Origin of the sequence: Rhizobium sp. 25PS6 (assembly GCF_032464655.1) — a bacterium.
In the GTDB taxonomy this organism is placed as follows: domain Bacteria; phylum Pseudomonadota; class Alphaproteobacteria; order Rhizobiales; family Rhizobiaceae; genus Rhizobium; species Rhizobium laguerreae.
The window spans coordinates 16,402-37,493 of sequence record NZ_JAWDIV010000035.1 but is presented as its reverse complement, the minus strand read 5'-3'; the positions used below and the strand labels follow the sequence as shown (position 1 = coordinate 37,493).

Below are 21,092 nucleotides of genomic sequence, written 5' to 3'. Positions count from 1 at the left end.
CGCTGGAAGACGAAGGGGAGAGAGATCATGGTCGAGATTCCATCCGACAGCGCAGGCGCCATCCCCTCTGCCGAAGTTGAGGATGTCGAACTCTATCATCCGAAAAGCTGGTGGACGAAATATGTGTTCAGCCAGGATGCCAAGATCATTGCCGTGCAATATTCGATCACGGCGATCGCGATCGGCCTGGTGGCGCTGGTGCTCTCCTGGCTGATGCGGATTCAGCTCGCCTTTCCCGGCTATTTCACCTTTATCGATGCCGATCACTATTATCAGTTCATCACCATGCACGGCATGATCATGGTGATCTATCTGCTGACCGCGCTGTTCCTCGGCGGCTTCGGGAATTACCTCATTCCGCTGATGGTCGGCGCGCGCGACATGGTGTTTCCCTACGCCAACATGCTGAGCTATTGGATTTATCTGCTCGCAGTACTGATCCTCGCCGCGGGCTTCTTCGCCCCCGGAGGGCCGACGGGGGCCGGTTGGACGCTCTATCCGCCACAGGCCGTTCTCTCCGGCACACCCGGCGGCAAGGACTGGGGTATCCTGCTGATGCTCTCCTCGCTGATCGTCTTCATCATCGGCTTCACCATGGGTGGGCTGAACTATGTGGTGACCGTACTGCAGGGACGCGCTCGCGGCATGACGCTGATGCGCATGCCGCTTACGGTCTGGGGCATCTTCACCGCGACCGTGATGGCGCTGCTTGCCTTTCCCGCGCTCTTCGTCGCCTGCGTCATGATGATGTTCGATCGCCTGCTCGGCACGAGCTTCTTCATGCCTGCCATCGTCGAAATGGGCACGCAGCTGCAGCATGGCGGCGGCAGCCCGATCCTCTTCCAGCACCTCTTCTGGTTCTTCGGGCATCCGGAGGTCTATATCGTCGCATTGCCGGCCTTCGGCATCGTTTCGGACCTGATCAGCACGCATGCGCGCAAGAACATCTTCGGCTACCGCATGATGGTCTGGGCGATCGTCATCATCGGCGCGCTCAGCTTCGTCGTTTGGGCGCACCACATGTATGTCAGCGGCATGAACCCGGCCTTCGGCTTCTTCTTCGCCACGACGACGCTGATCATCGCCGTCCCGACGGCGATCAAGGTGTATAACTGGGTGCTGACGCTGTGGCGCGGCGACATCCACCTGACCCTGCCGATGCTCTTTGCGCTCGCCTTCATCGTCACCTTCGTCAATGGCGGCCTGACCGGCCTCTTCCTTGGCAACGTCGTCGTCGACGTGCCGCTGTCGGACACGATGTTCGTCGTCGCGCATTTCCACATGGTCATGGGTGTGGCGCCGATCCTCGTCATTTTCGGGGCGATCTATCATTGGTATCCGAAGGTGACCGGACGCATGCTGAACGACGTGCTCGGCCATATCCACTTCTGGATCACCTTCCTCGGCACCTATGCGATCTTCTTTCCGATGCACTATCTCGGCCTGCTCGGCGTGCCGCGCCGCTATTTCGAGATGGGAGAGACGGCCTTCGTTCCGCCTTCGGCCGATACGCTGAATATCTTCATCACCGTCATGGCGCTGATCGTCGGGGCCGGACAGATGGTCTTCCTGTTCAATCTGGTCTGGAGCCTTTTCCGGGGCAGGGAGTCCGGCGGTAATCCGTGGCGGGCAACGACGCTCGAATGGCAGACGCCGCAGACGCCGCCCGCCCATGGAAACTGGGGAAAGGATCTGCCGGTCGTCTACCGCTGGGCCTATGACTACAGCGTGCCGGGGGCGGCCGAGGATTTCATTCCGCAGAATGTGCCGGCAAGCGGCGACGTCACACGGGAGGTTCCGGCATGAACGTCACGCTGATCTTCCTTGCCGCAGTCGCCGCCATTATCTTCTGGTGGCTTTCCGGGCAGCGATTGACCTCGAAGCCCTGGCTCGAAACCGGGTCGGTGCAGTTGCCGGGTCATGACGGCGCCGAGCAGCAAAGGCTGCCGGCGCCGGCGGTGAAAATCGGCCTCTTCGTGTTTCTCGGCGTCGTCGGCGCCGTCTTCAGTCTTGCCGTCAGCGCCTATTTCATGCGCATGGCGTCGACCGACTGGTGGGCGACGCCTGTTCCCCGGCTGCTCTGGGTGAACACTGCGGCACTGGCCTTAAGCAGCGCTGCCCTGCAATGGGCGAAAAGAGAAGCAGGGCATGGCCGCATGGAGGTGCTGCGACCGGCGCTTGCTGCAGGACTTGCGCTTGCCATCTTCTTTCTCATCGGACAGATCCAGGCATGGCGGGAGCTGACGGCGGCCGGGTACGTGCTGGCCGATAACCCTTCCAACAGCTTCTTCTACATGCTGACCGGCCTGCACGGCCTGCATATCCTCGGCGGGCTTGCCGTGCTCGCGCACACGACGGTCAGGGCTTTTTCAACGGCTGTGGCGACGGACAGGCTGCGTCTCAGCGTCGATCTTTCCGCCATCTACTCGCATTTCATGCTCGCCGTCTGGCTCGCCCTCTTCGCGCTCTTTGCCGGATGGGCGAATGATTTCGTCGATCTCTGCCGCACACTGCTCAGTTAGGAGATTTGCAGATGGCACAGACTATCGAGACACACGGCGAGGCAGACCTCCGGCCAGCCGGTCTGCGCGGCGTCGCCGCCGATTTCAGCTCGGATCAGCGCGCCTTCAAGACCGCCTCCTGGGGCAAGGCGATGATGTGGATCTTTCTCTTGAGCGACACCTTCGTCTTCGGCTGTTTCCTGATCGCCTATATGACCGCCCGCATGTCGACGCCGGTTGCATGGCCCAATCCGAGCGAGGTCTTCGCGTTGCATATCGGCGGCCAGGACGTGCCGCTGATCCTGATCGCGATCATGACTTTCGTGCTGATCTCGAGCAGTGGCACCATGGCGATGGCGGTCAATTTCGGATATCGCCGCGACCGCCGCATGACGGCCATGCTGATGCTGCTGACGGCCCTTCTCGGCGCAGGCTTCGTCGGCATGCAGGCCTTCGAGTGGACGAAGCTGATCACCGAAGGCGTGCGCCCCTGGGAGAACCCATGGGGAGCGGCACAGTTCGGATCGACCTTCTTCATGATCACCGGTTTTCACGGCACCCACGTCACGATCGGCGTCATCTTCCTGATAATCGTCGCCCGCAAGGTCTGGCGCGGCGATTTCGACGTGGAACGGCGCGGCTTCTTCACCAGCCGGAAAGGCCGCTACGAGGCCGTCGAGATCATGGGCCTCTACTGGCACTTCGTCGACCTAGTCTGGGTCTTCATCTTCGCGTTTTTTTATCTGTGGTGAGGTCGTCATGAGCGAGACAACGGCGCATGCGCAAAGCCAAACGGTGCATACACAAACACACACCGGACAGCAGCACCCGATCCGGCTCTATCTCTTCGTCTGGGGCCTGCTCTTCGTGCTCAGCGCTTTTTCCTACATGGTCGATTATCTCGGCATCCAGGGCTATCTCAGGTGGACGCTGATCCTTGTGTTCATGATGCTGAAGGCCGGGCTGATCGTCGCCGTCTTCATGCACATGGCCTGGGAACGGCTGGCGCTCGTCTACGCCATCCTGCTGCCGCCGCTGCTGGTGCTGGTTTTCGTGGCGCTGATGGTATCGGAAGCAGACTACACGATCTTCACCCGGCTGGCGTTCTTTGGGGCTGGGCCGTAGGGTCTGCTGGACAGGATGGACAGATCGGAGCGGACTTCGGCCATGACCCAGGAAATCCGCCTTTTTGGCGCTATTGCGGTCCGACCCGCCGTCCTTGCTCTCATATCCCGGTTCGAAACGGACACAGGATTCACAGTTGCGGTCAAGTGGGAGCTCAATCCTGTCGTCAAGAAGCAGATTGAAGCTGGGGAGCCTTTTGACCTCGTCATCACCAATCCGAACCTGGTTGAGGATCTGGCCGCCTTGGGAAAAGTCAAGGCGGGGAGCGAGGTCGCGTTCGGCCGGATAGCGATGGGGGTGGCGGCCAAGGCGGGCGGTCGGCCGCTCGACGTCGGGTCGGTGGAAGCATTCAAACATGCGTTGAAGAGCGCCAGATCGATCGCCTACGCCAGTGAAGGAAGTAGCGGCGGCTACTTCTCCGGTTTGCTGGAGCGCTTGGGAATAGCCGATGAGGTAAAGCCCAAGCTGGTGGCCATATCAGGAGGGCAGACCGCGCCGGCCGTAGGCCGTGGGGAGGCCGAGTTGGGCGTTGTTCCCGTGACGTCGATTCTCGCCGCCGCTCCCGAGGTCGTGCTTGTCGGTCGGTTTCCGGCAGAACTCCAAAGTTACATCGACTTCGCTATTGGCATCAGCGCCGATTCAACGGACGCAGAAGCGGCCAAGCAATTGTCGGAATTTCTGACGTCGACCGCGGTCGACGATATCCTGGCGGCAAAGGGCGTCGAGCGCCGCTGAAAGCCTGCTTGATAAGCAGCGATCGGTTCACGGTCATCGTCTGATTTTCAATGTCTCGAAGGTCGGGGGCTCCCCTTCTTTTCCCAGGATCGCAGCGCACGCCACAGCACGGTGTTGTCTGCATAACCCAGCACACGCGCAATCTCGGACATCGGTGCGGCATGTCGGTCGCCGAGATAGTGGGCGGCGAGTGTCTGGCGGTGCTGGCGAATGAGATCGCGAAGCGACACGCCTTCCTCCGACAGCCGGCGCTGCAGGCTTCGCGGCGACATCTTCAGTTCGGCGGCAAGCGTTGCGACCGTGACCGGTTTGCGGCCGAGATAGATGCTGATCAGAGCCTGGACCTTTTCCGTGACGATATCGCCGGCCGCTGGCTCGTTGACCAGATCGCCGATATGCCGCTCCAGGATTTCGATCAGGCTTTTGTCTTCCGCACGGTGCACACGGTCAGCCTCCGCCTTGTTCATGACGATCCGGTTGTTGGATTGGCCGAACAGGATCGGCGCGCCATAGATGCGTTCGAGCACGCCGGCGTCGCGCGGGGCGTGATGCTCGAGCTGGATTTCGATCGGCCGCCAGCCGCGGCGGAAACACGAACGGACGAGCTGACAGGAGGCGGCGATCGTGAATTCGCTGTCCTGCCGGCGCGGCCACATGCTGGGATCGACGATCCGGTAGCTCCAGACAAAATCGCCATTTTCCTCGAACACGCCGGAACTGGTCGCGCCCTGGACCGCGTTGACATATTTCGACAGCCGCTCGAAAGCGCTGCGAATGGTCGGCGAGAGCGCGAAGAGCATGCCGATGGGGCCGATGTCGGCGGGCTTGAAGCCGGTGCCCATGCGGGCTCCCAGTGCCGGTTCACCTGTTATCGTCGCGGCCTCCTCGAACAGCGCGACATAACGGGCCATAGGCAGGACAGCGTAGGGATCTTCCAATTGCGAGCGCAGAATGCCGTGCGACGCGAGAAGAAGGTCGGTTTTCCCGGATCTTTTATCGATTTGTTGCACCAGCGGGATCAAGACGGAGGCTCGAATTGAAGCAACTGCGGGCATGCGGCTGATCAAATGCGATGCAACTGCCATTTTCAGCGTCTCCGGTGACCTTCGTGGCGCGAATTATCGATTCATTGGCATAAACTGCAATTTCGGGGCCAGATCGCCGCGCTTACCTTCTTGGCAACAAACAAGCAAAGAGGGGTCTCCATGACACTGGAAGCAAGCATGCCCGCACCATCATCGCCGGAGCGTCGTCTGGCCAAGGACTCGGTGGGCCTCGCCCATATCGTGTTCTTCGTCGTTGCAGCGGCCGCGCCGCTGACGGCCGTCGTCGGCGCTTCGCCGGCTGCCTTTGCTTTTGGCAACGGCGCAGGTGTCCCCGGCGCTTTCGTGCTCGCCGGCCTGCTTTACCTCCCCTTCTCGGTCGGCTTCACCGCCATGAGCCGGCATGTGGGCGGGGCAGGAGCCTTCTACACTTATATCACCCATGGCATCGGCAAGCCGGCTGGCGTGGGTGGCGCCTTCATGGCGCTGGTCACCTATAGCGCGGTTCAGATCGCCATCTATGGCCTGTTTGGTTTCTTCATGGCCAATGCCATAGCGCCGCTCGGGCTGGTCCTGCCCTGGTGGGCCTTCGCCTTCGCGGCACTGGTCGTCGTGCTGGTCTGTGGTCAGCGCAACATCGCCTTCTCAGGCGCGATCCTCGGCGTCTGCATGATTGCCGAAATCGCCATTTTGCTGGTTCTGGATCTTGCCATCGTCTTTTCTGGCGGCGGACCGGAAGGCATCACCTTCTCCTCCTTCATGCCATCGTCGGTCTTTGCGCCCGGTCTCGGCGTGGCGCTGGTCTTCGTCATCGGTTCCTTCATCGGCTTCGAAGCGACGGCCATTTTCGGCGAGGAAGCCGAAGATCCGGAAAAGACCATTCCCCGCGCCACCTATGTCGCGGTGCTGCTCATCACCCTCTTCTACGCCTTTTCCACTTGGGCAATCGTGCAATTCTACGGTCCGGGCAAGGTGCAGGCCGCTGCTGCTGCCAGCCTCGACAGCTTCTACTTCACTGCCGCCAATTCCGTGCTTGGCCCATGGTCGAGCCAGGTGATGAACGTGCTGCTGATCACCAGCCTGTTTGCCTGCATCCTGTCCTTCCACAATACGCTCAACCGCTATTTCTTCGCTCTCGGCCGTGAAGGTCTGGCCGCCAAGGTGCTTGGCAAGGTTCACACCAAACATGGCTCCCCCTATGCTGCAGGTCTTCTGCAAAGTCTGGTCGCGGCCATCGTCCTTGCCCTGTTCGTGATCTTCGGTGCCGATCCCTACACCGTCGTTTTCTCGTGGATGGCGGCGCTGGCAGGTATCGGTATCCTACTGGTGCAGGTGCTGGTCTCCGTCGCGATCATCATGTTCTTCCGCAAGACGCCGAACATCTACAGCGCCTGGACCACGATGATCGCGCCAGTGCTGGCGCTGCTCGGTCTCATGGGTTCGCTGGTGCTGGTCAGTTCCAATCTTTCACTCCTTTCCGGCAGCGAAAGCCTGATCGTCAAGGCATTCCCCTATGCCATGGTGCTGGTGGGCATTCTTGGCGCGCTGTTTGCGATCCGGGTCAAGAGATCCAAGCCCGCTCTCTACGCCTCGCTTGGAAAGGTCTTCGAGTGAGTGCGGTTGCTGAATTTTCACCCGTCGATCGCCTTCTGGTTCTCGCGGTCGCGATCCTTGCGGGCGCAACATTGCTGGTTGCCGTCGAGGCACACGCCTTCTGCTCTCTGTTCTGCATTCATGCAGACCAGATGATCGAGACACAGATCTGCTCCGGTCGATCCTGATCACCGCAGCTTGCGACGCACCATGTTGCGTCGTCTCTTCCAAAAACAAGAGGTATACCAATGGACGCCGTTGTCGCAGTTACCCATCCGCTCGATCCTTTGAGCCTCGACGAGATCGCTTCTGCCGTTGCCATACTCAAGGATAGGCAGACACTCGCAGCCACCTTCCGCTTTCCGATCACCCGGCTGGAGGAGCCGACCAAGGCGGATCTTGCCGCCTATCGCCTGGGCGACAGGCTGCCGCGGCTCGCCTTCATCCTGGCAATCGACATCAGCAATGGCGAAACCTTCGAGGGCGTCGTAGACCTGACTGCCGGGACGGTATCCTCCTATATCCGGCTGCCTCTCGATGAACTGCCCTATGGTCAGCCGCCGATCATGCTGTGCGAATTCGAAACCGTTGAAGGCACCGTCAAATCCGATCCGCGCTGGATCGCCGCGGTCAAGAAGCGCGGCATTACCGACGAGGATATTCCGCTTATCCAGATCGATCCTTTTTCCTCGGGCTATTTTGGCCGCGAATTCGAGAAGGGAAAGCGCATCGTCCGCGCCGTATCCTATTGGCGCGAGGATGTCCGTGACAACGGCTACGCGCATCCGATCGAGGGCGTGGTGGCGGTGGTCGATCTGATCACCAACCGAGTGGTCGATCTCGTCGACGATGAGAAGATCATTCCGGTCCCGAGGAAGAAGCGCAATTATGGCCGCGAAGCCTTCCCCGAACCGCGGCCCGATCTCACGCCGCTGCATATCGTTCAGCCGCAAGGGCCGAGCTTTACGGTCGACGGCTGGAAAGTCGAATGGCAGAACTGGAGTTTCCGTGTCGGTTTCACCCCGCGCGAAGGCCTCGTTCTGCATGAACTCGGCATCAAGGATCAGGGCAGGCTGCGGCCCGTCGTCTTTCGCGCCAGTGTCACCGAAATGGTCGTGCCCTATGCCGATCCGACCGCGAACCACTATTGGAAGAGCGCCTTCGATGCTGGCGAATATGGCCTCGGACGCCTGGCCAATTGCCTCGAACTCGGCTGCGACTGCCTCGGCCATATTCACTATTTCGACGTGCCGGCGGCGGATGATCTCGGCCAGCCCTTCATCATGAAGAACGCGATCTGCATGCATGAGGAGGATTACGGCATCCTCTGGAAGCATTACGAATTCCGCAACGGTATTTTCGAAGTGCGCCGTTCGCGCCGCCTCGTCATCTCCTTCTTCGCAACCGTCGGCAACTACGATTACGGCTTCTACTGGTATCTCTACCAGGACGGCACGATCCAGCTCGAAGCCAAGCTCACCGGCATCATCCAGACGGCGGCGGTCGCGACCGGCGAAACCTATCCATGGGGCGGCATGGTCGATGACAATCTCGGCGGTCCGACCCACCAGCATTTCTTCAATGCGCGCCTGCACATGGATGTCGACGGTGGTGACAATACCGTGACCGAGCATGAGTTCGTGCCGCGTCCCTGGGGCGAAGACAATCCCTATGGCAATGTCTTCGATACCAGGAGCCGGGTGCTGAAGCGCGAACTCGATTCGCCGGCACTCGCCAATGGCGAGACCGGCCGTTACTGGAAAGTCTCCAACCCCAACATCCAGAATAGCGTCGGCAAGGCGCCCGGCTACAAGATTGTCGTCATGCCGTCGCCGGTCATGCTTGCCCAGCCGGATTCGACCGTTGCCCAGCGCGGTGGCTTCGCCAAGAAACACATCTGGGTCACGGCCTTCGATGCCAGGGAAAAATATGCGAGCGGCGATTATCCGAACGTGCATGCCGGCGGCGACGGCCTGCCGGGTTATGTCAAGCAGAACCGCGAAATCGAGAATGCCGATGTCGTGTTGTGGCATTCCTTCGGCCATACCCATGTCTGCAAGCCCGAGGATTTTCCGATCATGCCGGTGGAATATGCCGGTTTCACGCTGAAACCGAACGGCTTCTTCGCTTCCAACATCGCCATGGACCTGCCGCCGGAAGGAAACAGCCAGAGCGTCGACAATCGCCTGCAGCGTTCGGCCGATGACACCGGAAACGGCTCCTGCTGCCACACATAGCTGCAATGCTCGGCGGCCTGGCGCGCGGCTGACGTCTTCCCGGCGAGGCGAGGCGCTGTAGAGATGCAGAATGTGTGCCCTACTGTCCCACCCCGGAGGCTCCCTATGGCTGGGGTCTTGTTGTTTCATCACACACAGGGGCTGACCCAAGGGTGCGCGCGCGTTCGCCGCGAAGCCCCACACGGCAGGTCGGGAGAGCGTCAGCTCTGCCGGGCTGCTGCGATGAAATCGGCCGACTGGCAGATCAGCGCATCTCCCATGAAGGCCATGTTGGCGAATGAGCGCTCGGCGGCCTCGGCATGCCCGGCGCCGCAGGCGTCGCTGATGACGAGCGGCACGAGCCCGAGGTCCGCACCGTGGCGAACCGTCGGCTCGATGCCGATTTCGGTGGCGACGCCGCAAATGGCGAAGCTGGTCAGACCCAGATCGCGCAGAATGATCGACAAAGGCGTGCCTTCGAAAGCCGAAAAGGTAATCTTGTCGATCACCGCCTCGTCGTAGCGCGGCTGAAGTTCGGGCACGATCTCGAAGCCTTCGCTTCCTCTGAGAAACCAGGGCTTGATGGCGGCCGGATCGTCGATCCTTTGCCAGGCCATGGCCTGACGGCGCTGGAAGGCGCCCATCAGAGCGAGCGGCATCGACATGTGCCGCATGAAGATGACGGGAAAGTTCGATGCCCGCGCGGCGGTCAGAATCGACAGGACACGGGCGGTGATGCCGGCGCCGTCAGGCATTTGCCGCATGATGCCGACCTGCATGTCATAGACGACGAGAGCCATTTGATCCGGCCGGCAGAAATCGCCGATCGTCTTGCCGGGGTGTTTGATGGAATGCATGCTCGGCCTCCTCTTTTCCTGCTTATGTAGAGGAGATGAATTGCGTCCGGCAAGCAGAAGGTGACCGTTTCCGGGGCGAGGCGGACATTGTCGGCGGCTTGGTCCGCGACTGACGTCTTTCCGGCGAAGCGGCGACGCTGTAGAGTGGCGATGCGCCCGACCGTCCCGCCCGGAGGCTTCTTATGGCTGAGATCCTTTTGTTCCATCACGCGCAGGGGCTGACCCCGGGTGTGCGTTCGTTTGCCGACGATATCAGGGCAGCCGGTCACATCGTGCACACGCCTGATCTGTTTGACGGGCGCACGTTCCCAAGCATCGAAGCGGGGATCGCCTATATCGGCGAGATCGGATTCGACGCCATGCGGGAGCGCGGCGTGCGCCTCGCCGACGAATTGCCTGCCGGGCTCGTCTATGCCGGGTTCTCCTTCGGTGTGCTGCCGGCGCAGAAGCTGGCGCAGACGCGGCCCGGCGCCCGCGGGGCTCTGCTCTTCTACTCCTGCGTGCCGATCAGCGGCGAGTGGGCCTTCGGACCCTGGCCGGACGGCGTTCCGGTGCAGATCCACGGCATGGACAACGATCCGATTTTTGTCGGCGAGGGCGACATCGACGCCGCCCGCGAGATCGTGGAGAAGGTCGAGGGCGCGGAGCTTTTCCTGTACCCAGGCGATCAGCACTACTTCGCCGACAGCTCGCTGCCGTCCTATGACGCGGATGCGACCGCGCTGCTCACCCTCCGCGTGCTCGAATTCCTGAATCGCGTCTGATCCAGACATTCCGCGGGAGATCCGGTTTGGCTCCGGTATAGCCGTCCTGAGATAGATGCCGTTCATCCTGCAGCGCGGCTTCGGCGCGGAGCGGACTATTCCGACACTACGCAGAAATTGTTGCCTTCGGGATCATTCAAGACCGTGTAGCCATCCGCTTCCCGGACGAAGCTCGCTCCGAGGGATAAGAGCCGTTCTACCTCCCTGGCCCGATCGGGGATGGCAATATCGAGATGCAGTCGGTTGCGGGCGGGCCGTTCCCCCTGGCGAAGTTGGAAGCAAAGGCGGGTTCCGGGGCCTTCGACCATCACGGTCGGGTCAGTCTCGGGTGTCAATCCGAGAGCGGCAAGGCGGGCCAGTTCGTCGTCGTCATATGGCATCACGTCGTAGCCTTCGAGCGCCTCCGCCCAGAACCGGGCGACACGCGAGGGAATGTCGCAATCGATGACGATTTCTTTCAGCCTTGCCATGGAATCCTTCAAGAATTGTTGGGCCGGCGACGGCAAACGCGTTCGACGAGCGCGCCACCGACGGCCGGCAGCAATCCGAAAAGCATGAGCTGCGGTGTCTCCGTCAAAGCCAACAGGCCAGACATGAGGAAGGCGACCAACAATCCTGCCAGCACCCCGGCTGCATAGGGCAGATAATCTTTCAAGAAAGCCTCCGTCTTGTGCTGATCTCAAACAGAAGGGGCATTATTGGCTTGAGATAGAGATCTTTGCGGTATCGGCAATGGCTGGTTGCGGCCGAACCTCACGTCGTCCGATCGGTTTATGCGGACTGCCACCACGCTGGTTTACGCGACAGGTCGATCCAAACGACGTGAGCCGGTGCACGTGTTTTGCAGGAGACGACCGATTTCTTTCGCGCTATGAAGACTGACCGCATATCCCCGCTACATCCGACACCGAGGTCCTTCACATGGCTTTGAAAATCCTTTTCGTTGGCGGTACCGGCCAGATTTCATATCCATGCGTCGAGCGCGCCGTGGTTCAGGGCCACGATGTCAGCGTCTATAACCGCAGTTTGAGAGGCGACCCATTGCCTGCGGGGGTTACCTCGATCGTCGGCGATCTCGCGGCGACCGCCTATGCGGACTTGGCCAAGGCCAATTATGACGTCGTGTGCCAGTTCATTGCCTTTACGCCCGATCAAGTCGCGCGTGACATCGATGTGTTTGCCGGGCACTGCGGCCAGTACATCTTCATCTCTTCGGCTTCGGTCTATGAAAAGCCGCCGCGCCATTATGTAATTACCGAGCAGACACCGGCGATCAACCCCTACTGGCGCTATAGCCAGGACAAGATTGCCTGCGAGACGCTGCTCAAGAATTCCGAGAATCTCGCCTGGACCATCGTCCGTCCCAGTCACACTGTTCGCACCGGCCTGCCGATCATGATGGGCGACAGCGATGTCATGGCGAGACGCATGCTGGACGGCGAGCCCACTATCGTAGCCGGCGATGGCCACACGCCCTGGACACTGACCCGCTCGGTTGATTTCGCGGTGCCCTTTGTCGGGCTTTTCGGCAAGCCGGCGGCGTTGAACGAGATCTTCCACATCACCTCCGATCGCGCCTACATCTGGAACGATATTCAAAAGACGATCGCCAGATTGCTTGATGTGGAGGCCAGGATCGTACACGTGCCGACGGACACCCTGGTCCGGTACAATCCGGAGTGGGTTGGCCCGCTGCGGGGCGACAAGGCATGGTCGGCGATCTTTGACAATTCAAAGGTTAAAAGCGTGGCGGGCGACTTCACCTGCGCCGAGAGCCTTGATGAAATTCTGGCGGAGCCGATCATGCATCTCAAGCAGCGCCTGGCCAAGAACCGTCCGCCAAGGGGCGATCTCGATGCTTTGGTCGATCGGATTTGCGCAGCACAAAGCGCTCTCGGCTAGGCAGTTCCTCGTAGAGCGCGTGCAGGGCATTTATGATCCTCGCCTATCGGCGCGCCATTTGCCGAATGCCAATTGGCGCACAGTTCGCCACAATGATCGTCGCCACTTGCCCTCGACGCAGAATCTGTACGGCGGTCCCGGAGCGTCGGATGAGGGATGGCACGGCATATCGCTCACAAAAAATCCCAGCCTAAAACACGTCCTAAAACATGATGGAGGTCGCGCCGGCTGAGGATCTCGGCAATGATGGCCATCCATTCGCCACTCCGATCCTATCAGGCCATGCTGTTCATTCCGCTTCCTTTCGTCGTTGCCCTGCTGCTGCTCATCCTCTTCGTCACCGTCCTCAGGCGCGACGAGGAGGCGCAGCCCAGTCTGCCGTTTCTGGCACTGATCCTGCTCGCCGTGCTGCAATCCGTCCTCTCCGGCCTGCGCTGGGGCTACGGGGTGCAGGCGGTGGGCGTGATCATGCCTGTCACCGCGGCGATGGTGCCGCCGCTTGCCTATGCCGGGGTTTCCAGGTTGGTGAGGGCGAGCCGGCGGCCGTTGCCGACGCGCATTGCACTGCATGCGGTGCCCGCCGCGGTCATCCTGCTTTTGATGGTGTTCCGGCGGGAGGCGATCGATCTCGCGCTGGTGCTTGTTTTCGTCGGTTATACCATGGCGATCCTGCTTCTGATGCGGCCGGGCGCGGATGCGCTTCGGCTTGCGCCCTTCGAGGGAGCGGTGCCGGCCTATCGGGCCATCATCTTTGCGGCGGCGGCGCTGTGCCTGTCGGCCTCGGTCGATATTTTCGTTTTTTTCGATTTCACATGGGCGCATGGCGAGTATGCGCTGACGCTGATCAGCGTCAGCAATCTCGCGGTTCTCGTCATCCTCGGCATTGCGGCAGCCGCCGCCAGCCGAAGCCGGGCGCCGGCCGAGACGGTGGAGGCGGTGCTGAAGTCCGAAACGACCGAAGACAAGGAGACGATCGCCACGGTCGATGCGCTGATGGAGGCAAAAAAGCTCTATCGCGATGCCAATCTCAATCTCGACCGGCTGGCCCGCAAGGCCGGCATTCCCGCCCGCCAGATCTCGGCGGCGATCAACCGGGCGATGGACAAGAACGTCTCGCAATATGTCAATGACTACAGGATCGGCGAGGCCTGCCGGCTGCTTGCCGCGAGCCAGAAATCGGTGACCGAGGTAATGTTCGAGGTCGGCTTCCAGACCAAGTCCAACTTCAACCGCGAATTCCGCCGCGTGACGGATATGACGCCGCTTGCCTGGCGTGAGAGGAAGGGCGGATCAGGCGTCTCTTCGGCTTCGTCCTGAGGTACGTCCTCTCAGCTCCCGCCTACGCAATCACCCGCCCTCGTGGTTCGAGACGGCCCCTCGGGCCTCCTCACCATGAGGGCTAATTGCCGCGCGGAGTGATCGGTGTATCTCAGATCGTGGGAGGAGGCCCCGGCCGCATTCCAAGCCGCCACCTCTCTCCAGCCTCATCCTGAGGTGCCCCGCAGGGGCCTCGAAGGACGGGGCTGGCCACCGCGTCGCTCTAACAATGCGGATGTTGCCGTTGGTGCAGAGCCCTCCCGCCCTCGTGGTCCGAGACGACCCTTCGGGCCTCCTTACCATGAGGGCTGATCCCAGGTGCCTTGCCGCGCCAAGTACACAATCGCGATCGAGGACTGTCAGAAACGCGTTCGAGGTCGCGGTTTTGCTGCCGTTGGTCATTCTGGCGGCATGAACACGACATCAGAACATGATCGAGACCTTGCCGCCAAGCTGAGATCACTTTCGATCGAGCCTGCGCCCTTCAAGACAGAGCCGCCGGAGCCCCGTGTCCGGCGGCATGTGATCCCCGGAGCAATGCTGGCCCTTGCCGCGACGGCATCGCTGGCGGTGGTGCCTCTCTATCGGCCCGAAACGCTGGAGCGCATCGAGACTGTGCTTGCGGGACTCATAGGCAAGGACGAGGCCGCAATATCCGTCCATGGAACCGACGTGCCCGCCGCCGGTCCGATTCGGCCTCTGCCCTCCAATAACCCAGCGGAGAGGGGGTTGCCGTCCCGGGAAGTCACCGGCTCCGGCTACGTCGTGGCCCCCGATATCGCCACCATCTTCTCCAAATATGTGGGCCGGATCGTTGCCGTCGAAGTCGAGGCGGGCGACAGGGTCGTATCGGGGCAGGTGCTGGTGCGGCTCGATGATGCCGGCGCCGGCTTTGCGCTTCAAGGCGCCGAGATCGCCCGGCAATCGGCGGAGTTGGCGCTGGCGGCGAAGACTATTGAATTGGCGCAGGCGCGGTCTTCCCTCACGCGCACCGAGCGGCTGGCCGGGCGCGATGCGATGTCGGCGCAGACGCTGGAGGAGGCGAAGACGGCGTTCGACACTGCCGAGAATGCCGCCCTGCAGGCACGGCAGGACGTGGCCAACGCCGATCTCGATATCGACAGGGCGCGCGAGCACGTGGAAGCGCTGACCGTCCGGGCGCCGATATCAGGCACCGTCACGCGGCTTACCGCACATGTCGGCGACACCGTGCTGTCGAGAGAGGACAGCGTCCGGGAGAATGAAAGCCTGCTTGCGATTGCCGACATGGCGAACATGGTTATCGATGCCGATGTGGCCGAGGCGAATATCGCCTTGATGCGGCCAGGCTTGCGTGGCGAGGCGGTGCTCGACGGCTTTCCCGACCGGCCCTTTGCGGTCGAAGTATCGAAGATCGCACCGATGATTTCGCGGGAAAAGGGGACGGTGACGCTTCGCCTGTCGCTCTCCTCGCCGCCGTCAGACATGCGCCCCGCCATGGCCGCGCGCATCCGCCTTCTGGTGGGTGAGGCCGGGGATAGCAGAGACCATCAGCAAGGAGCAGAGCGATGACCGACACTCAAGAACCCTATATCGCGCTTCGCGGCGTCAGGAAGGCATTCAGGATCGGCTCGGAGACGATCCCGATCTTTTCCGGGCTCGACCTTTCCATAGCACGCGGCGATTTCGTCGCCGTCATGGGCCCGTCGGGTTCGGGGAAATCGACGCTGCTCAACATGCTCGGCGGCATCGACAGCCCCGACGGAGGGGAGATCAGGATCGGCCGCAGCCATCTCGAGCAGATGGGCGAAGGCGCCAGAGCCGCCTGCCGGGCACACAGCATGGGCATCGTCTTCCAGTTCTACAATTTGCTGCCGATGCTGAATGCGGGCGAGAATATCGAGCTGCCGCTGCTGTTGAAACCGCTCAAGCGCAAGGAGCGGCGGGCGCGCGTCGAGACCGTGATGGATCTGGTCGGGCTCTCCGGGCGGCAGCGGCAGTTTCCATCCAGCATGTCCGGCGGGCAGCAGCAGCGCGTCGGCATCGCTCGCGCCATCGTCGGCGACCCCGATCTCTTGCTCTGCGACGAACCGACCGGCGATCTCGACCGGAAGTCTGCAAACGATATCCTGGAGATGCTCGGCTTTCTTAATCAAGAACTGCGGAAGACCATCATTATGGTGACGCATGATCCCAAGGCGGCTTCCTTTGCCCGGCGCACGCTGCATCTCAACAAGGGCGAATTCGTCGAGCAGGAAAGGTCGGCCCAATGACCTTCTTCCAGCTGATGCGCCGCAATGCCTGGCGCAAGCCGCTCAGGGCGACGCTTCTGATGTTCTCGGTCGGCGTCGCCTTCCTGATCTATGGGCTGACGGCGAGCTTCCTCAGCGGCTCGCAAGGGGCGGCCGGGGCGAGCGATACGCTGCTCGGCGTCTTCAACAGATCGGGGCGGGCGCAGCCGCTGCCGCTTACCTATCTCAACAGGATCGCCGCCGATAGCGATGTCGCCGCCGTCGCCTACATGACGCGCATGCGGGGCTTCGTCGATGTCGAGAAGAATGTCGTGATGACGAGCGCGGTCGATCCACGATTGATCGCCGCGGCCAATGGCGACGAGCTCGGGCTGACGCCGCAGCTGATATCAGCGCTGGAACAGGGCCGTGACCGGGTGCTGGTCGGCCGGGCGCTGGCGGAGGCGCAGGGCTGGTCGGTCGGCCGGCGCATCGGGGTCACCAGCCACCTGACAAGGGAAGACGGCAGCCGCAACTGGAGTTTTGAGATCGCCGGCATCTTCGAAGGGGCCGACGCCAGCACCGACACCTATTTCATGATCGCCCGCTATGATGCCGTCAATGCGGCGCGCGCCCGCGGCAAGGATACAGTCGATGGCTTCGTGGTGCGACCGCGACCGGGCGTTTCATCCGGCGTGCTGGCGGCAAGGATCGACGCGCTGTTTGCCAATTCGGCGGCACTGACGCGCACTCAATCGGAAAAGCAGTTCCTCGAGGCTTTCTTGCGGCAATTCGCCGATGTCGGCCTGATCGTCAGCCTCGTCGTCGGCGCCGCCTTCGTGACGATCCTGATGATCGTGGTCAACACCATGCTCTTTGCCGTGAGGGAGCGCAGCTTCGAGATCGGCGTCATGAAGGTGCTCGGCTTTTCCAGGGGGCGGATCATTGCGTTGATCCTCGGCGAGACACTGTTCGTCTTCGCCGTCGGCGGGGCGGGCGGGCTCGTTCTCGCCAAGCTCGCGACGCTGTTTGCCGGGCCGGAATTCGGCCTCGCCTTCACCTCATCCGTGCTGGCGAAATCCGTCGCCATCATCGCCGCCCTCGGCCTCCTGACCGGCTTGCTGCCTGCCGTCAACGCCATGCGCCTGCCCATCATCAACGCCTTCAGATCGAGATAATCCAATGTCATCAGCGCTCAAGCAGATCTTTCTCATGATCAGAGTCAATCTCGGCAGCCTGCCGCGGCGGCTCGCGATCTCGCTGTCGATGGTGCTGTCGGTCGCGCTCGTGGTGGCGGTGCTTGCGGGTTTTCTCGCCATGGCCAGGGGCTTCGAGGCGACCCTTCAAGGCGCGGGTTCATCAGGCATCGCCGTCATTCTCGGCGGCGGCACCAACCAGGAGACCGGTTCCGATGTGCCGGCCGAGACGATCCGCAGCCTGACCGCCATGACCGGCGATATCGGCGTGGCGCGCAATGCCGCGGGCGGCTTGGCGCCCGTCGGCGGCCTGGCGCTGTCGCGCGAAATCGTCGTTCCCGTCGATGTCATCAGGGCAAGCGACGGTGCGGACCAGACGCTGTCGCTGCGGGGCATGGACCCGGCCGGGCCCGGCCTGCGCGACCGCGCCGCGCTGTCCCAAGGGCGGCTGTTTTCGCCGGGCGCCCGCGAGATTGTCGTCGGCGCCCGCATCGCCGATGAATTCTCCGGCTTCGCCATCGGCGACAGGGTGCGGCTCGGTGCGGTGGACTGGACGGTCGTCGGGCATTTCACCTCTGGCGGCAGCGCCTTCGAATCCGAGATCTGGGCGGATCTGGAGGCGGTGCAATCGGCCTTCGACCGGCAAGGACAGGTGCAGAGCCTGCGCGTGCGGCTTTCAGGGGCGGCCGATTACGCGGGGACGCTGGCGGCGCTGCGCGAGCATCTCTCGGTACTTCCCGGCGTGCCGCTCGCCGCCGTCTCCGAGGCCGATCTCTATGCCGCGCAATCCGAGCGCACCAGCAGCCTCATCCGCCTGTTCGGCTGGCCGCTGGCGCTGCTGATGGCGGTGGGTGCGACGGCGGGGGCTTTGAATACGATGATGAGCTCGGTTTCCGACCGCACCGTCGAGGTCGCCACGCTGCGCCTCATCGGCTTCGGCCGCCTGCCGGCCTTCGCCGCCACCTGGGTCGAGGCCGTGGCTCTCTCGGTCGCGGGAGCCGCACTCGGCATCCTCGCCTCCTGGCTCGCCTTCAGCGGCTGGCAGGCAAGCACGATGGGCGCCAACAATACCAAAATGGCCTTCCAGCTCGACGTCACCGCCGACGTCGCGCTCACCGCCGGCCTGCTGGGACTTGCCATCGGCATCATCGGCGGCGCCCTGCCGGCGCTTGCCGCGACGAGGCTGCCGCTGACTTCGGCATTGAGGGCGAGGGGGTAGAGGCTGGCTGTATGAGAACTCTCCGAGTAGGTGAAATGATCACCGCGACCCATCCGTCCGCCATCGGCCCATTGCGATTATTGACCGTCGAATAGCAACCGCACATGCCCTCTTCAACGCAATCCCTTGCCGACCATTGGGGAGCTTCACGGGCGCTCTGTGTCGGTACGGCCTCCGGTTTCGCGGCTGCCTGTGTCGGTCTTTACGCGATGTATCGAAAGGATCATCGTGCGCCAGGGACAGGAAGAGGTGGCTAAAGCCTAGTTTGGCGTTATCCCAAGGCTGCTTTGAAAGGCTGTTGCATTGTGAATACCTGCCCACCTATATCTTCATCTCGAAAACAATGAGGATAGTTTGATGGGCTGGGGCGCAGCGGAATGGGGTGCAATCGCGAGTGCAGCCGCAGCGATAGCGACAGCCGCGGCAGGGTATATGGCTCTCGTGGCGGCAAATCGGACTATCAAAGCCACTAAAGAAGCAGCAAGCGAGAATGCGGCATTGCTGCGTACTCAGATTGAGGTTCAACGTCAGGAGCTTGCGGAAGTCAAATCGGCAGCGATTGAAGCTGATAGGCGCCAGAAACTCCTTGCTGCCTACTCAATCTTTAGGCTTACCGGTGAGGTTCACGCCGTGGTTTCTTTCGCCACGAACAATCATGAAGGCGAGAACCCTATCATCCCACACTTCTCCGATAATCTTATTAGGAGAGTTGAAGCGTCCTATCCCCTTCAAAGCTATCTGAACAGGGAAAATCACATTGGGTTTCAGCTTCTAGATGCAGTCGTTCATGGCGAGACCCTGAATAACAAAGAGCAGGCGCTATACATCATCAATAGATTAAACGCGCTTCGCCAGGCTCTTACGCCTGCTATTGTCGGTTTGCCCAAAGGAGATGGCAGCCGAATCTACGGGAGTGATGGCATTACGCCTCTCGTTGCCATCCCTGACGCCGATATTTAAGCGGGTGATTAAGGTGAAGTAGTCAGTTGCAGAGGCTTGATGTTGGGGTGTCGCGCTGACGGCCGGCCTGCGGCTCCTCGCGTGACCGGCAATCGAGACTATGCAGCCGTGTGGCGTTTATTTATGCTCGCGGTCATAGAAAGGCCTGTGTTTCCGGGCTACATCATCACGGAGACGCGCCGTGTGATCGGCCCGAAGGAGACATTCGCTTATTCATCCGGAAATGCCGCAAAGGGGCGGAGGCACGCTCTGGCGGCAAATGGAAATCCTTCGCTTGTCCTTGCGCGGCGGTGGCGCGGACTCCGGACCAAGGTGAACGGCTCCAGGGGTTGTTGTTCTCGCAACGGGCGGAGCGCCGCCGCCTCATCTGTGCAGCCCACGGAAACTATGGCATAACTAAGCCATGGCAATGAATGTCTTGGCGGTCCATCGCGACACGGTCGGGACGGAACAGGCGGCAGGCAATTCGCTTGCCGCCGCCTATTCCGTAGGCGTTCTCTGCTGGCTGCTGTCGGCCGGCGTCTATATCGCGGCGAAATGGGTTTCTACCGAGATGCCGCCCTGGGCGCTCTGCTTCTGGCGCGTGCTGATCGCCTTCGCGATCCTGATGCCGATCGTGCGCCGGCATTTTGGCGACATGGTCGCGCTGATGTGGGCTCGCCCGCTCGAACTGCTTCTCATTGGCGGGGTGGGACTGGCGATCTGCCAGGGCATGATTTTTGTCGGCCTCGAACATGCCGATGCCACCACTGCCGGCATCATCATCGCCCTGATCCCGATCATCACCATGATCCTTGCCCGTTTGATGCTGGCCGAGCCGATGGGACGCTGGCAGGTGATCGGATCGATCCTGGCCTTTCTCGGGATCGTGGTCATCATCATCAAGGGCAGTCCGGCCGCGCTGATGCGGCTCGACTTCAACCCGGGTGAACTGTGGATCGTCGCCGGCGCGTTCTGTTTCAGTCTTTATACCGTCCTGCTCCGCCGCGCGAAATTCGACATGAATCGCCTTGCGCTCCTGGTGCTGCTGCTCGGTGCTGCGGTGCTGACGGCGCTGCCCTTCTACCTGTTCGAGCTATTCTCAGACGAGCGCTCGACGCTCAACAGCAGCGGGCTCATCGCGCTCGCCTATGTCGCGATCCCCGGCGGGGCGGTCATGTACTACCTCTTCAATCGCAGCATCGAGGCACTGGGCGCGGCTCGGGCGGGCGTCCTCCTCTACATTCAGACCATCTTCATAGCCGTGCTCGCCTATCTGATCCTCGGCGAGCAGTTGCAACGCTATCACCTCGAAGGCGCGGCACTCATCATCGCCGGCTTGCTTCTCATCATCCTGCTGAAGCCGAAGATCAAGGCCGAAGCGGCTACTGCATAATTCCTTAAATCGGGATCGATTTAAGGATAAAATTATGCAGCCATTCAAAGTGCTACAGCGTCCTTTGCGCGTCTGAAAA

Annotated in this window: 20 protein-coding genes; 16 read left to right on the top strand and 4 right to left on the bottom strand. The window is 61.5% G+C overall.

From position 1 onward, the window contains the following. Positions 1-27: 27 nt before the first annotated feature. Genes ctaD through modA form a run of 5 tightly spaced genes read left to right on the top strand, consistent with a single transcriptional unit; the run spans position 28 to position 4,361 of the window. On the top strand, positions 28-1,806 hold the full coding sequence (ctaD, locus tag RWK44_RS33645; protein WP_077978594.1) for a cytochrome c oxidase subunit I: 1,779 nt from the start codon (positions 28-30) through the stop codon (positions 1,804-1,806). Beyond that, positions 1,803-2,522: a cytochrome c oxidase subunit 3 gene (locus RWK44_RS33640; RefSeq protein ID WP_168284883.1), complete on the top strand. Its 720-nt coding sequence runs from the start codon at positions 1,803-1,805 to the stop codon at positions 2,520-2,522. Before ctaD ends, RWK44_RS33640 begins: the two co-directional genes overlap by 4 nt. An 11-nt stretch (positions 2,523-2,533) precedes the next feature. After that, on the top strand, positions 2,534-3,253 hold the full coding sequence (locus RWK44_RS33635) for a heme-copper oxidase subunit III family protein (RefSeq protein WP_131663682.1): 720 nt from the start codon (positions 2,534-2,536) through the stop codon (positions 3,251-3,253). Positions 3,254-3,260: 7 nt separating this feature from the next. Continuing rightward, positions 3,261-3,626 (top strand): cytochrome C oxidase subunit IV family protein, encoded by a 366-nt coding sequence (locus RWK44_RS33630; protein ID WP_131663681.1) that lies wholly within the window; start codon positions 3,261-3,263, stop codon positions 3,624-3,626. Between the two features lie 42 nt (positions 3,627-3,668). Continuing rightward, complete coding sequence (gene modA / locus RWK44_RS33625) at positions 3,669-4,361, top strand: molybdate ABC transporter substrate-binding protein (protein WP_206105870.1); 693 nt, start codon at positions 3,669-3,671, stop codon at positions 4,359-4,361. 47 nt (positions 4,362-4,408) lie between these two features. Here modA and RWK44_RS33620 read toward each other — a convergent pair whose 3' ends face one another. Then, positions 4,409-5,446 carry an AraC family transcriptional regulator gene (locus RWK44_RS33620; protein WP_316030057.1) on the bottom strand — a complete coding sequence of 346 codons (1,038 nt, stop codon included), beginning with the start codon at positions 5,444-5,446 and terminating at the stop codon, positions 4,409-4,411. 120 nt (positions 5,447-5,566) lie between these two features. Between RWK44_RS33620 and RWK44_RS33615 the strand changes: the two genes are divergently transcribed. Further along, entirely contained in the window at positions 5,567-7,018 is a 1,452-nt protein-coding gene (locus RWK44_RS33615) for an APC family permease (RefSeq protein ID WP_316030056.1), read from the top strand. A 227-nt stretch (positions 7,019-7,245) separates the two neighbouring features. Further along, positions 7,246-9,234 carry a primary-amine oxidase gene (locus RWK44_RS33610; protein WP_131663677.1) on the top strand — a complete coding sequence of 663 codons (1,989 nt, stop codon included), beginning with the start codon at positions 7,246-7,248 and terminating at the stop codon, positions 9,232-9,234. A gap of 200 nt (positions 9,235-9,434) precedes the next feature. Here RWK44_RS33610 and RWK44_RS33605 read toward each other — a convergent pair whose 3' ends face one another. Continuing rightward, positions 9,435-10,070, bottom strand: coding sequence for a cysteine hydrolase family protein (locus RWK44_RS33605; RefSeq protein WP_168284881.1), 636 nt, complete (start codon positions 10,068-10,070; stop codon positions 9,435-9,437). Positions 10,071-10,252: 182 nt separating this feature from the next. On the opposite strand from RWK44_RS33605, the gene RWK44_RS33600 reads away from it, so the two are divergent. Next, positions 10,253-10,834: a dienelactone hydrolase family protein gene (locus tag RWK44_RS33600; protein WP_316030055.1), complete on the top strand. Its 582-nt coding sequence runs from the start codon at positions 10,253-10,255 to the stop codon at positions 10,832-10,834. A 95-nt stretch (positions 10,835-10,929) separates the two neighbouring features. On the opposite strand, the gene RWK44_RS33595 is transcribed toward RWK44_RS33600, so the two are convergent. Continuing rightward, entirely contained in the window at positions 10,930-11,304 is a 375-nt protein-coding gene (locus RWK44_RS33595; RefSeq protein WP_221944082.1) for a VOC family protein, read from the bottom strand. A gap of 8 nt (positions 11,305-11,312) precedes the next feature. Next, on the bottom strand, positions 11,313-11,489 hold the full coding sequence (locus RWK44_RS33590; RefSeq protein ID WP_165504409.1) for a hypothetical protein: 177 nt from the start codon (positions 11,487-11,489) through the stop codon (positions 11,313-11,315). Positions 11,490-11,755: 266 nt separating this feature from the next. On the opposite strand from RWK44_RS33590, the gene RWK44_RS33585 reads away from it, so the two are divergent. The 8 genes from RWK44_RS33585 to RWK44_RS33550 all read left to right on the top strand — a co-directional run bounded on the left by RWK44_RS33585 (position 11,756) and on the right by RWK44_RS33550 (position 21,013). Beyond that, positions 11,756-12,736, top strand: a complete 981-nt coding sequence (locus RWK44_RS33585) for an SDR family oxidoreductase (RefSeq protein WP_131663673.1) — start codon at positions 11,756-11,758, stop codon at positions 12,734-12,736. A gap of 243 nt (positions 12,737-12,979) precedes the next feature. After that, on the top strand, positions 12,980-14,053 hold the full coding sequence (locus RWK44_RS33580) for a helix-turn-helix domain-containing protein (protein WP_221944077.1): 1,074 nt from the start codon (positions 12,980-12,982) through the stop codon (positions 14,051-14,053). Positions 14,054-14,371: 318 nt separating this feature from the next. Further along, positions 14,372-15,604, top strand: a complete 1,233-nt coding sequence (locus RWK44_RS33575) for an efflux RND transporter periplasmic adaptor subunit (protein WP_316030054.1) — start codon at positions 14,372-14,374, stop codon at positions 15,602-15,604. Next, on the top strand, positions 15,601-16,305 hold the full coding sequence (locus RWK44_RS33570) for an ABC transporter ATP-binding protein (RefSeq protein WP_316030053.1): 705 nt from the start codon (positions 15,601-15,603) through the stop codon (positions 16,303-16,305). Before RWK44_RS33575 ends, RWK44_RS33570 begins: the two co-directional genes overlap by 4 nt. Beyond that, the gene (locus tag RWK44_RS33565; protein WP_316030052.1) at positions 16,302-17,441 is read left to right on the top strand and encodes an ABC transporter permease; all 1,140 of its coding nucleotides are present in this window, start codon (positions 16,302-16,304) and stop codon (positions 17,439-17,441) included. Before RWK44_RS33570 ends, RWK44_RS33565 begins: the two co-directional genes overlap by 4 nt. 4 nt (positions 17,442-17,445) lie before the next feature. Beyond that, complete coding sequence (locus tag RWK44_RS33560; protein ID WP_316030051.1) at positions 17,446-18,678, top strand: ABC transporter permease; 1,233 nt, start codon at positions 17,446-17,448, stop codon at positions 18,676-18,678. A gap of 357 nt (positions 18,679-19,035) precedes the next feature. Next, positions 19,036-19,638: a hypothetical protein gene (locus RWK44_RS33555; RefSeq protein WP_316030050.1), complete on the top strand. Its 603-nt coding sequence runs from the start codon at positions 19,036-19,038 to the stop codon at positions 19,636-19,638. A gap of 403 nt (positions 19,639-20,041) precedes the next feature. Continuing rightward, a complete protein-coding gene (locus RWK44_RS33550; protein WP_131663667.1) occupies positions 20,042-21,013 on the top strand; it encodes a DMT family transporter in 972 nt (323 codons plus the stop codon). Positions 21,014-21,092 lie beyond the last annotated feature (79 nt).

Coding starts and splice junctions, on each gene's coding strand:
- ctaD (WP_077978594.1), top strand. CDS start 28: ATGGTCGAGATTCCATCCGACAGCGCAGGCGCCATCCCCTCTGCCGAA.
- RWK44_RS33640 (WP_168284883.1), top strand. CDS start 1,803: ATGAACGTCACGCTGATCTTCCTTGCCGCAGTCGCCGCCATTATCTTC.
- RWK44_RS33635 (WP_131663682.1), top strand. CDS start 2,534: ATGGCACAGACTATCGAGACACACGGCGAGGCAGACCTCCGGCCAGCC.
- RWK44_RS33630 (WP_131663681.1), top strand. CDS start 3,261: ATGAGCGAGACAACGGCGCATGCGCAAAGCCAAACGGTGCATACACAA.
- modA (WP_206105870.1), top strand. CDS start 3,669: ATGACCCAGGAAATCCGCCTTTTTGGCGCTATTGCGGTCCGACCCGCC.
- RWK44_RS33620 (WP_316030057.1), bottom strand. CDS start 5,446: ATGGCAGTTGCATCGCATTTGATCAGCCGCATGCCCGCAGTTGCTTCA.
- RWK44_RS33615 (WP_316030056.1), top strand. CDS start 5,567: ATGACACTGGAAGCAAGCATGCCCGCACCATCATCGCCGGAGCGTCGT.
- RWK44_RS33610 (WP_131663677.1), top strand. CDS start 7,246: ATGGACGCCGTTGTCGCAGTTACCCATCCGCTCGATCCTTTGAGCCTC.
- RWK44_RS33605 (WP_168284881.1), bottom strand. CDS start 10,070: ATGCATTCCATCAAACACCCCGGCAAGACGATCGGCGATTTCTGCCGG.
- RWK44_RS33600 (WP_316030055.1), top strand. CDS start 10,253: ATGGCTGAGATCCTTTTGTTCCATCACGCGCAGGGGCTGACCCCGGGT.
- RWK44_RS33595 (WP_221944082.1), bottom strand. CDS start 11,304: ATGGCAAGGCTGAAAGAAATCGTCATCGATTGCGACATTCCCTCGCGT.
- RWK44_RS33585 (WP_131663673.1), top strand. CDS start 11,756: ATGGCTTTGAAAATCCTTTTCGTTGGCGGTACCGGCCAGATTTCATAT.
- RWK44_RS33580 (WP_221944077.1), top strand. CDS start 12,980: ATGATGGCCATCCATTCGCCACTCCGATCCTATCAGGCCATGCTGTTC.
- RWK44_RS33570 (WP_316030053.1), top strand. CDS start 15,601: ATGACCGACACTCAAGAACCCTATATCGCGCTTCGCGGCGTCAGGAAG.
- RWK44_RS33565 (WP_316030052.1), top strand. CDS start 16,302: ATGACCTTCTTCCAGCTGATGCGCCGCAATGCCTGGCGCAAGCCGCTC.
- RWK44_RS33560 (WP_316030051.1), top strand. CDS start 17,446: ATGTCATCAGCGCTCAAGCAGATCTTTCTCATGATCAGAGTCAATCTC.
- RWK44_RS33555 (WP_316030050.1), top strand. CDS start 19,036: ATGGGCTGGGGCGCAGCGGAATGGGGTGCAATCGCGAGTGCAGCCGCA.
- RWK44_RS33550 (WP_131663667.1), top strand. CDS start 20,042: ATGGCAATGAATGTCTTGGCGGTCCATCGCGACACGGTCGGGACGGAA.